Annotated in this window: 13 protein-coding genes; 8 read left to right on the forward strand and 5 right to left on the reverse strand. The window is 58.7% G+C overall.

All coding sequences use genetic code 11. The features are described 5' to 3' along the window. Window positions 1-97 (forward strand): IS3 family transposase (locus tag ACN0X0_RS22120; RefSeq protein WP_417281018.1); only part of this gene is annotated, 97 nt, incomplete at its 5' end. Window positions 98-242: 145 nt separating this feature from the next. Then, window positions 243-794, forward strand: a complete 552-nt coding sequence (hpaR, locus tag ACN0X0_RS22125) for a homoprotocatechuate degradation operon regulator HpaR (protein ID WP_417263858.1) — start codon at window positions 243-245, stop codon at window positions 792-794. Between the two features lie 84 nt (window positions 795-878). On the opposite strand, the gene ACN0X0_RS22130 is transcribed toward hpaR, so the two are convergent. The 5 genes from ACN0X0_RS22130 to ACN0X0_RS22150 all read right to left on the reverse strand — a co-directional run bounded on the left by ACN0X0_RS22130 (window position 879) and on the right by ACN0X0_RS22150 (window position 4,695). After that, complete coding sequence (locus ACN0X0_RS22130; RefSeq protein WP_417263859.1) at window positions 879-1,679, reverse strand: ABC transporter permease; 801 nt, start codon at window positions 1,677-1,679, stop codon at window positions 879-881. Further along, window positions 1,676-2,452 carry an ABC transporter ATP-binding protein gene (locus ACN0X0_RS22135; protein ID WP_417281010.1) on the reverse strand — a complete coding sequence of 259 codons (777 nt, stop codon included), beginning with the start codon at window positions 2,450-2,452 and terminating at the stop codon, window positions 1,676-1,678. Before ACN0X0_RS22135 ends, ACN0X0_RS22130 begins: the two co-directional genes overlap by 4 nt. Window positions 2,453-2,456: 4 nt before the next feature. Further along, window positions 2,457-3,272: an ABC transporter permease gene (locus tag ACN0X0_RS22140; RefSeq protein ID WP_417281011.1), complete on the reverse strand. Its 816-nt coding sequence runs from the start codon at window positions 3,270-3,272 to the stop codon at window positions 2,457-2,459. Between the two features lie 3 nt (window positions 3,273-3,275). Beyond that, a complete protein-coding gene (locus ACN0X0_RS22145) occupies window positions 3,276-4,238 on the reverse strand; it encodes an ABC transporter substrate-binding protein (protein ID WP_417263862.1) in 963 nt (320 codons plus the stop codon). 316 nt (window positions 4,239-4,554) lie between these two features. Continuing rightward, entirely contained in the window at window positions 4,555-4,695 is a 141-nt protein-coding gene (locus ACN0X0_RS22150) for a hypothetical protein (protein WP_417281012.1), read from the reverse strand. Between the two features lie 435 nt (window positions 4,696-5,130). Here ACN0X0_RS22150 and ACN0X0_RS22155 point away from each other — a divergent pair, with 435 nt between their 5' ends. The 6 genes from ACN0X0_RS22155 to ACN0X0_RS22180 form a co-directional block, all read left to right on the forward strand. Beyond that, window positions 5,131-5,754, forward strand: coding sequence for a TetR/AcrR family transcriptional regulator (locus ACN0X0_RS22155; protein WP_417281013.1), 624 nt, complete (start codon window positions 5,131-5,133; stop codon window positions 5,752-5,754). 137 nt (window positions 5,755-5,891) lie between these two features. Then, window positions 5,892-7,070: an ABC transporter substrate-binding protein gene (locus ACN0X0_RS22160; protein WP_417281014.1), complete on the forward strand. Its 1,179-nt coding sequence runs from the start codon at window positions 5,892-5,894 to the stop codon at window positions 7,068-7,070. Window positions 7,071-7,134: 64 nt separating this feature from the next. Then, complete coding sequence (locus ACN0X0_RS22165) at window positions 7,135-8,004, forward strand: branched-chain amino acid ABC transporter permease (protein WP_417281015.1); 870 nt, start codon at window positions 7,135-7,137, stop codon at window positions 8,002-8,004. Window positions 8,005-8,008: 4 nt separating this feature from the next. Beyond that, a complete protein-coding gene (locus tag ACN0X0_RS22170; RefSeq protein WP_417281016.1) occupies window positions 8,009-8,992 on the forward strand; it encodes a branched-chain amino acid ABC transporter permease in 984 nt (327 codons plus the stop codon). Then, a complete protein-coding gene (locus ACN0X0_RS22175; RefSeq protein WP_417263867.1) occupies window positions 8,992-9,756 on the forward strand; it encodes an ABC transporter ATP-binding protein in 765 nt (254 codons plus the stop codon). The genes ACN0X0_RS22170 and ACN0X0_RS22175 overlap by 1 nt, the downstream gene beginning before the upstream one ends. Further along, on the forward strand, window positions 9,743-10,360 hold a 618-nt coding region (locus tag ACN0X0_RS22180), incomplete at its 3' end, for an ABC transporter ATP-binding protein (RefSeq protein ID WP_417281017.1). The genes ACN0X0_RS22175 and ACN0X0_RS22180, both read left to right, overlap by 14 nt.

Below are 10,360 nucleotides of genomic sequence, written 5' to 3' on the forward strand. Positions count from 1 at the left end.
CGATTATATTGAGAGGTTCTACAATCCAACGCGTCGCCACTCGACCATCGGCTATTTAAGCCCTATGACCTTCGAGGAGCGAGCTATGAAAGTTTAAGTTGCCGTCCACGAAACCCGCAGCAGCTCAGAAACGCCAGATACTGTCCAAGAGATGGGGAGTAGCTCAGACAATCGTGTGCCTCATTCACATAAATGTAACAAAGTCCGCGGATCGATCTAGAAAGCATCGCACCAAACTTTGTATGCTGACACTATTGCAATCAATAGTTGTGTTTTTAAGCTGCTCCGTCAGCTCAAAACAAAGTCAGAAGACAGGGTATTCCTCGATGAATAAGTCCACGCAAGACGTCCTTGAACATAGTGCAGACGGCCTTGCCAGCACACGGAATACTTTGCCGATGGTGCTCTTGCGCGCTCGCGAAGCATTGATGGAGCGCTTGCGGCCTGTGCTGCATGCACATGAGATTACCGAGCAACAATGGCGGGTCATTCGCATCTTGCGCGAAGAAGGCTGTACGGATGCCACCTCCTTGGCTGAGATGGGGTGTATTCTGCCGCCCTCGTTGACCCGGATGCTGAAAAATTTGGAAAGCCGCAATCTCGTCATGATGGAAAAAGACGCAAGTGACGGTCGGCGGCGCCTTGTGTCCTTGACGCCTGAGGGTTTTGATTTGATTGAAAAAATCAGCCCTCAGATCAATGTTATAAATCTGGAAATCGAAGAGATGCTCGGGCGCAGCATGATGAGCGGTCTGCTCACGGAACTGAATGGGCTTTTGAAGAAATTCGACTGACATGAAAAGGCCGACCGGGGCAAACCGGTCGGCGCTGATGTTTTAGACCTGTCGTGTTGGGTCTGCCGTTTTTGATCTGTCGCCTTAACCGACCCAGCGGGTCAGGCGCTGTTCGATCCGGCTGACGCTCTGGTTGATGATGACGGCAATCACCATGATGAACACGGAGATAGCCCAGACCGAGGTAAAGTCGAACTGTTTGCCAAACTTGGCGGCCTGACCACCGATCCCGACGAGGGCGATAAACATCTCACCATTGACCATACCTTTGACGGCACGACCGACGCCCATGCGGATCCCGGCAATGATCAGCGGGAAAGCATCCGGCATCACGATGCGCACCAGAGCGGTCCAGCGGCTGGCGCCATAAGAGGCGGCCATTTCCAACAGCGGGCGATCCACATGCCGGACGGCGGCGGCGGTGTTGATGATGATGATGAACATCGCATAGATCACCACAACGCTCACACGGGTCGCATCCGAGAGGCCGAAGATCGCAAAGAGGATCGGCGCAAAGATCAGGCCAGGCGTGAACAGAAAGCTGTTCACATAGATGTCCAGCGCGGCATTGACCCATGAGGACAGCCCCATCAGCGTGCCGATGATCAACCCAAAGATCAAGGCAATCGCAAAGCCCGTGACCAGAACGGTGAGACTGGACAGGATATGCGGCGCAAGCGTGCCGTCGGTGAGCAAATCCCACAACCGGGCCACGACCTTTGAGAAGGGCGGGAGCCAAAGCTGATTGAGCAGCCGACCGGCGATTTCCCAGAACAGTGCGATCAAAGCGATGCCGCCCCAGTTCGATGAAAGGTCCCGCAGCCAACGCTCAATCGCTGTTGGCTCAGGTCCTGTGATCGGACGTTTCTGAACGGCGGAGGTCATGCGGCGCTCATCTCATGCATCTGGCGCAGACGGTTCCAGAGGTATTCTTTGAGCTCGATGAATTCCGGCATCCGCTCCACCTCTTCCGGGTTGCGCGGGCGTTCGAAATTGATGTCCAGCACCTCTTCGATGCGTCCCGGACGGTTCGACATGAGCACCACGCGGTCAGCGAGCAGGATGGCTTCTTCCATGTCATGGGTCACGAAGACGACGCTGCGCTGGTCCTGCTGCCAGATGTTCAACAGCTCTTCTTGCATATAGCGCCGGGTTTGCTGATCCAGCGCGCCAAAGGGTTCATCCATCAGCATGATCGGCGTCGAGACCACCAGAGCGCGCGCCAGACCAACACGTTGCTGCATGCCACCGGAAAGCTGTTTCGGGTATTTGTCCTCGAAGCCACTCAGCCCGACGAGCGCAATCGCTTCGCGCGCCTTTTCCATACGCTCCGCTTTGCTGACGCCGCGCATCTCGAGGCCGAAAGCGACGTTCTGCAACACGCTGGCCCAAGGCATCAGCGCAAAGTTCTGGAACACGATGGCGCAATCGAGGTTGGGGCCGCGCACCTGTTTTCCGTTGACCATGACGCTGCCGGTGGTCGGCGTCACAAGGCCGCCGATGGCCCGCATCAAGGTGGTTTTGCCACAGCCGGACGGCCCCAGCAAAGTGACGAACTCATTTTTGCGGATTTCGAGGTTTACGTCGGACAGGGCCAGCGTTCCCCCCGCACCTCCGTAAGCGTGGGACATGCCCTTGATATCAATGATTGAAGACATCTGATTATTTCCATCTGATAAGGTGGCGTTCGAACGCCTGCATCGCAATGGCCAGCAGCACGGCCTCCATCACGACGACGATTGTGGTTGCGTAGAGAAGATCGGCTTTGAAATCTCCGCGATAATCCATGAGCTGCGCGCCGATGCCGACCGGAAGCATGATCAGTTCGACGATCACCATGCCGGCAAATGCGCGCCCCAGACCGATGCGAAGCCCCGCAAAGACCGCCGGGATCGCGCCCGGGATCAGAATGCGGAACCAGACCTCGCGCTCGGAAGCGCCAAAGCTGCGGGCCATTTCGACTAGGCGATAATCCACTTGCCGGGTGCCTGCGCGCACGTTGGTGGTGATGAAAACCCATGAGAACAGGATGATGATGACAACCTTCGGCGTCATCCCCATGCCCAATGCCACCAGAACCACCGGCACCAAAGGCGCGATCGGCAGGGCCAGCATCAAGGCCGTGATCGGGTTCAACATGCGGTCGATCACAGACCAGCGCGCCATGGCGAGGCCAAGTGGCACGGAGATGGCAACAGAGATGCCGTAACCGATCAGCATCGGAATGTTGCTGACCCAAAGCGCGGGCCAGACATCGCTGGTCACGAACATGGTCTCAAACAGCGCCTTTACCGTTTCCGTGAACGTCGGGATCAGGATCGAGTTTGCCGATGTCGCGCCCCACTCCCAGAGGCCGGCAAAGATGATGAAAGCCACAAGACGCGCCACCGCAGCCTGCCAAGCAGACATGGGGCGACGCAGTTCGAGAACATGCCGCACTGAAGTGGCATGTCCCTTTTGCAAGACGTTGGCCGTCATGATCTATTCACCGCCACCGAAGGTGAAGTTGGCGACCTGATCCACGCTCAGCGCGCCTTGTTCGATCCGGCCCGCATCGGTGTAGAACTGAAGTGTGGCGTCGATGCTCTCAGGCGACAGGGCTTCGGAGAGCGGGAACATCTTGGTCTCGGCGAAATGGCTGTAGACCGCTTCGACATCGGCCAGTTCCATCTCCGGAAGATACTCCACAGCGAGGGTCGAATAGGCAATCGGATCGGCATAGATGTCTTGGAATTGGTTGCCCAACTCGTCGAGGAAGTCTTCAATCAACGCACGCGAGCCTTCAATCTGGCCAGCACTGCCGACCACGGCACCGGTGATCAGATCGCTTTGGCTGTCGACCAGCATGGTCAGAACTTTGGCCCGGTCGTCTTCGCCACGCGTGATCGCCATCCAGTCTTCGAGACGGACAAGCGTGCCGTCGATCTGACCGTTCAGAAGTGCGGCAACACGGTTGGCAGAACCCGACAGAACCATGTAATTCGGCTCGGCTTCAGGGCAGGTCTCCCGCAGCCACGTCAAAAGATGCGCGGTCGTGGTGGAGCCTTTACTGTGATAGGCCACAGTCTTGCCGTCCAGATCGGCACAGGTCTCGACCTCGGGAGAGGCGATGATCAGGTAATCGTTTTGGTTGTTCTTTGCGAGCATCTGAAGATCGGCCCCTGCCAAATCCGCTGCGAACAAAGTTGCCGGTCCCATCACGGCGATCTGCACCTGCCCGTTGAGCAGAGCTTGGGTCAAAATATCCGGAGAATCGAATTCGATGACCTCCGTGGACAAGCCTTGTTCCTTCAGGCTCTCCAGAGCCAGAATCGCCGGAACACCTGTCGGGCCAGCCCCGCCAGCAAAGCCAAGGACCATATCCTGCGCCATGGCCGCAGGGGCCGCGAAAAGCGACAAGGCCAAGGGGATAGACAGACTCGTGGTATGGTATTTCTTGCGCATAATTTCCTCCCAGATCTACTACGCGATTGGTGGCACATGCGCCTGAATGCCCTTCCAGCATCAGGACCTATGCTCCTCCCACCAATACTTAACATGGTAAGCTTATGCCGATCGCACTGTCAATCGAGACAGAAGGAAATGTCGCAAAATAAAAATTTCTCTTCTTTAGGAAGGTTTTAGATGGCATCTCCCGGATGCGGCATGACGCTTGAAGGTCCATATTTGCACAGTGTTGCTATGCAAGTTTGACCCCAAGTGCCGGGTGCAAGGCATGCGCATGCGCGGCTGCCCATGTCTTCAACAGGGCAAAGTGACGTTACCGGCCGCCGTCGCGCTGTTCCTCAACAATCAGGGGCAGGCCTGAAAGCTCTTTTATGGGTTTGTCATCCGCCATATCGCCCACTTGAAGGCGCGAACCTTCAATGTGCCGCCTACGCGGGTATTTGTGGATATTCATCACAGTCTCACAATGTATCGTTTGGTCGCACAAAGACACCCGGCAGGATTTACCAAGGTGTTGGTTTGAGTATCTGCGCGGCGATGACATCGGACTTCCGTGGGGGCGGGTGTGAGACGGGCGTTCCTGTTGCCGGTGATCCATGCAAATATCAACTGCGGGCCTGCGATGGCACTTTTGAATGACACGATTTTCCATACCGTAACCATTGGGAGAGACTCGTCTGGCGCAGGGCGATGGCTGGATTTCGGCGTTGGGCCATTATGCCTGCTCGGCGTCATTGACGGTTTCTTACGCTAAAATTCCACAATTTCCGCGCCCGGTGCCGCTTTTTTGAGCAAGCTGAGGGGTCTTGCGGTTTTGCCGGACATGAGGCTCTCGACGCGCTTGACCAAATTATAAATACAAGCCAGCCTGTTTTTAAATGAGGGACAGATGACAGTAACGACACGCCGCACCCAAGACCAACGCAGCACCGAAACCCGCAGACTTCTGCTGGCGGCGACGGTGCAGATGCTGATGGAAGTGGGCTACGCCAACACCAGCACGGCAGGCATCGCCAAGCGTGCGGGCGTGTCTCGCGGGGCGCAGACGCATCATTACCCCAGCAAGATGGCGCTGATCGTCGCCGCCACCGAAGAGATGTTCGCGAATTTCGCTGCCGGGCTAGAGGCGCTCGCGGCTGATATGCAGAGCGGTGCGCTGGATTACGACCGGTTTTTCGAGGCGGTCTGGGGCGAGGTGCTGCATGGCGACTGGTTCTATTCTTCGCTCGAGATCATCGTGGCGGCACGTGGCGACGCGGATCTGCGCCAACAGCTTGAGCCACTGATCCTCGATCTGCACGAGCGGCTGGAGGCGATCTGGTCGCAGACCTTCGTGGCGGTGAACCCCGAAGTGGTGACCTCGCGCGTGGCGCTGAACCTGGCGATGAATGTGTTTCGCGGCATGGCCGTTCAGGCGGTGCTGCGCCGGGATGAGGCCTATTTCCGCGAAATGGTGATGACGCTCAAAACCATGTTGGCGGGGCATATTCGTCCCGCAAGCGATCCTAAGTGATTTTCTTTCTTACCCGTTTTTGCGTAGAGTACACGCATAAAACAAACAATACGGTCGGTTTTTAAGTTGAGATCGACACATAACAAAAGCGGTAAAAAAGCCGCAGTCTAAACAGAAACGTCCAACAGGAGTAACAGATGAATAAGCTAACGACTTTTCTCACTGCAGCGACGCTTGTCGCCGCTCCCGCATTCGCACAAGACGACGCCTGGGAAACCCAGGGTCTCACGGATGACGCCATCACCATCGGTGTGATGGGGCCGTTCTCCGGCAATGCGTCCTCCTACAGCAAAGCCCTGATCGGCATGATGGCCTATTTCGACAAGGTCAACGAAGAGGGTGGCGTGCATGGCCGCAAACTGGTCGCGGTTCAGGAAGACACCGCCTGCGACAGCGCCAAAGGCCTCGCCGCCGCCAAGAAACTGATCTCCCAAGACGAAGTGTTCATGCTTCAGGGCAACTCCTGTTCGGGCGTGGCGCTGGCGCTGCGTCCTACGATTGAGGAGGCTGGTCTGCCGTGGATCGTCGCCCATGCGGTGAGCGACTCGATCTCCGATCCGCTGGCAGGGAACATCTTCCACGGTGTGCCGACTGGACGCGCGAATGGCTACGCCATGGCGGCTTTCGTGCTCTCCAAACCGGACACAACGAATGTTGCGATCATCGAACATTCCAACGACTGGGCGCACAGCTATTCCAACCCGGCGCGCGACTATCTGAAAGAGCAGGGCGTCGAGCCGACCGCCGAGCTGACCATGGAGCGCGGCCAGACCGATGCCACCGCGCAGGTGCTGAAGCTGCGTCAGAACAAGCCCGATTTTATCATAGCCGCGCTTTATGAGGCGGAAACCGCCATCTTCCTGCGCGATCTGAAGAAATACGGCATGGGCGACATCCCGGTCATGGGCACGGCGGGCACCGACCTTGAGAACACGCTCAAGCGCACCGGCGATTTCGAGACCGTGCAGAACTACTACGTGATCCACTCCTATGTCGACAATCTCGACGGCGAGAAAATGAAGCCCTGGGGCGACATGATCCACAAATACTATCCCGAAGAAGAGCTTTCGACCTTCTCCTTTGTCTCCATCGGCTCTGCCGAGGCGCTGGTTTCCGCCCTCGAAGCTGTGGGGCCGGATCTCACCCGCTCGAAATTGATCGCGGCGCTCGAAGAGGTGCGTGATTTCGACACCGGTATCCTGTCCGATCCGATCACCTGGACCCCGGAAGATCACCAAGGCGTCAAAGGCTCTGCCGTGGCCGGTTTCGTCGACGGCGAACCGACCGTTCTCAAAGCCTGGGGCCAGGCCTATTAATTCCCTCCCCGACTGACAGGTGCCGGCGCGCTGGTGCGCCGGCCCTTTTCAAGGAGCAATACCGATGCTGATGCAGCTGACATTGGGCGGATTCGCCCAAGGGGCGATCTATGCCCTCATCGCCCTCTCCCTCACGGTGGTCTACCGCTCGACCACGGTTGTAAACTTTGGTCATGGCGACTTTGTCATGGCGGGGGCCTTTCTTTCCTACGTTCTGGTCGTGCTTGCGGGCATTGCCTTTCTTCCGGCGGCCGTGCTCGCCATGATCGCCATGTTCGTGCTGGGCGTGTTCTTCAGCAAAGGTCTGATCCGTCCCATTCGTGGCGGCCCACACATCGGGTTGGCGCTCATGTGTATCTCGGCGGGTTACATCCTGCGCGGGATCGCGCGAATGGTCTGGGGCCGCGAAGTGCTCCCCATGCCGCCTGTGTTTAACATCGAGCCGATCTTTCTCGGCAATCTCGTCATCACCGGGGACGCGATCTTTATCATCGGGACGGTCTTTGTCCTCTTGGTGGTCTTCTTCGGCCTTCTCGGCCTCACCGACCTCGGCAAGATGGTGCAGGCGGTCTACCAAAGCCCGCGTGGCGCCCGCCTCATCGGTCTGAACGTCGAGCGTTTCAACGGTTTTAGCTGGGGTGTCGGCGCTGCTCTTGGGGCCCTCGGTGGCATCCTCGTCGCTCCGATCTCTCTCCTGCACCCAGACCTTGGTGCCTCCTTCCTGATCAAAGGCTTTGCCGCCATGACACTCGGCGGCTTTGGCTCACTGGGCGGCGCGGTTTTGGGCGGCATCCTTCTCGGTCTCGCCGAACAATATGCCGGCGCCTACATCGACAGCGCCCTGATCGAGATCACCGCCTATGTCGTCATTGTGCTGGTGCTGTTCATTCGTCCCCATGGCCTCTTTGGCCGCAAAGCTGTGGTGAAGGTGTAAGAACATGAGTACGACCATGCCAACCTCCCGCCAACGCAGCCTGCGCACTTGGATGTTCTGGGCCGTTCCCGTGCTCTTGCTCCTCACGCCATTGACGACCAACGCCTATACGCAATTCATCGTCAACGGGATGCTCATCTCGATCCTTGTGACCTTGGGTTTTACGCTCGTGATCGGCAACCTGGGCCAGCTCGCCTTTGCCAACACCGCCTTCTTCGGGATCGGCGCCTATGCCTCTGCGATCCTTTCGGCCAAGATGGGCCTACCGTGGATCGCGACAATCCCGCTGGCCGGTGTCCTCGGCGCGCTCGGCGGATTTCTCGCCTCTTCCGCCGCCCTGCGCGGCATCCGGTCCTACTACCTCGCGATCATCACGCTGGCCTTTGGCGAGCTGATGCGCTGGGCCTATCTGCACACCAAGCCAGTGACCGGTGGCACCGATGGTCTGCCCCTGCCGCGCGAAACCATGTTCGGCATCTCGCTGAGCGACGACACGTTGAAGTTCTACATCTTCCTCTCGGTGACGGTCGTCTTGGTCAAAGCTACGCTGAACCTCCTGCGCTCTCGTTTTGGCCGCGCCGTCATGGCGGTGCGCGAAAACGAAGTGGCCACGGCCTCTCTCGCCATCCCGACCGCGCGGGTGATCCTCACCACCTTCATCTGGTCGGGCTTTGTGGTCGGCTGTGCGGGCGCGCTGTTTGCCCGCCATGTGGGGCATGTCTTCCCCGAAAGCTTCGGCATGCTGCACCTCATTGCGTCGTTCGCGATGGTGCTGGTCGGGGGGCTTGGGTCTGTCTTGGGCGCCGTTTTGGGTGCGGTGATCCTGACCGCCTTGCCGGAATACCTCCGCGCATTTCCCGGCATGGAGGAACTGTTCTTCGGCCTGATCGTCGCCGCCGTTCTGGTCGCCATGCCCTTGGGGCTGGCAAGCCTCCTGCGCCGTCTCTCGCCCGTCTTCGTGGAACGCTATTACCGGGAGGAATCGTGATGACCGAACTTCTGCAAGTCAACGGATTGAGCGTCCGCTTTTCCGGCCTCACGGCTTTGGATGACGTCTCTTTCACACTGGAAGAGGGCGCTGTGCGTGCCGTGATCGGGCCGAACGGGGCGGGGAAATCTACGCTGTTCAACGCGATCTCGGGCTACGTCACGCCGACCTCCGGCACGGTCCATCTCAAGGGCCAGGAGCTGACCACGCTCACGCCGCATGAGATCGCCGAACAGGGCGTCCGCCGAACCTTTCAAAACGGTGGGCTATTCCCGGAGTTGACGGTTCTCGAAAACGTCCTGACCGGGCTTCACGCCCAGATCGAAGGCTCGTTCCTCGACATTCTTCTGGGCCGCTCGAAAGCGCTCAAATCCGAGGCCGAGAACATCCACCGGGCACGCGAGCTGTTGAAGCTCATGTCGATGGATCACATGGCCGACACGCGGGCAGGGGACCTGTCCGGCGGTCAGCAGCGGATCGTGGAAATCGTCCGTACCGTCGCCTCCGATCCGCCGGTTCTATTGCTCGACGAACCCGCTGTGGGCCTGTCGCCCGTCGCCCGTGCGCAGATGATGGAGATCATCCATCGCCTCGCGGGGGAAAAAGGGGTCGGCATCCTGCTCATCGAACATGCGGTGGAGCTTGTGATGGCTGCCGCCGACCGCATCCTCGTGATGGCGGCAGGCGCGCGCATCGCCGAGGGCACACCCGATGAAATCCGCGAAGATCGCGCAGTCTTGGAGGCTTACCTTGGACACTCCTGAACCGCTTCTGAAAATCCGTGACCTGCACGTGGGCTACGGCAAAAAACCAATCCTGCGTGGCGCGACCTACGACGTGCTGCCGGGGGAATGTCTCACGCTTCTGGGCGCGAACGGCTCCGGCAAATCGACCTCGCTCAATGCCGTTTGCGGCTTTGTCAAACCGAGCGCCGGTTCGGTTCTGTTCGACGGGATCGAGACGGCGGGTCTCTCGCCGCACAAGATCTTTTCCCATGGCATCGCGCAGGTGAGCCAGGCCCGCGATCTCTTCCCCGATCTGACGGTCGAGGACAATCTGCGGCTTGGCGCGATGCGCCGCGGCGGCAAGGAGATCAGCCAGACCCTGCAATTGGTCTACGAGCGTTTCCCTCGCTTGGCCGAGCGCCGCAAACAGCCGACCCGCACGCTTTCCGGTGGCGAACAACAGATGGTCGCCATCGGGCGCGCCCTGATGTCTCGACCCCGGCTGTTGTTGCTTGATGAACCCTCTGGCGGCCTGTCTCCGCAATTCTGCGAAGAGATCGCCAAGATCATCGACACGCTGAAAGAGGACGGGGTGACCATGTTGATGGTCGAACAAAACCTCAACCTCGCCTTCCGCGCGGCC

Origin of the sequence: Celeribacter sp. (assembly GCF_048270365.1) — a bacterium.
Lineage (GTDB): Bacteria > Pseudomonadota > Alphaproteobacteria > Rhodobacterales > Rhodobacteraceae > Celeribacter.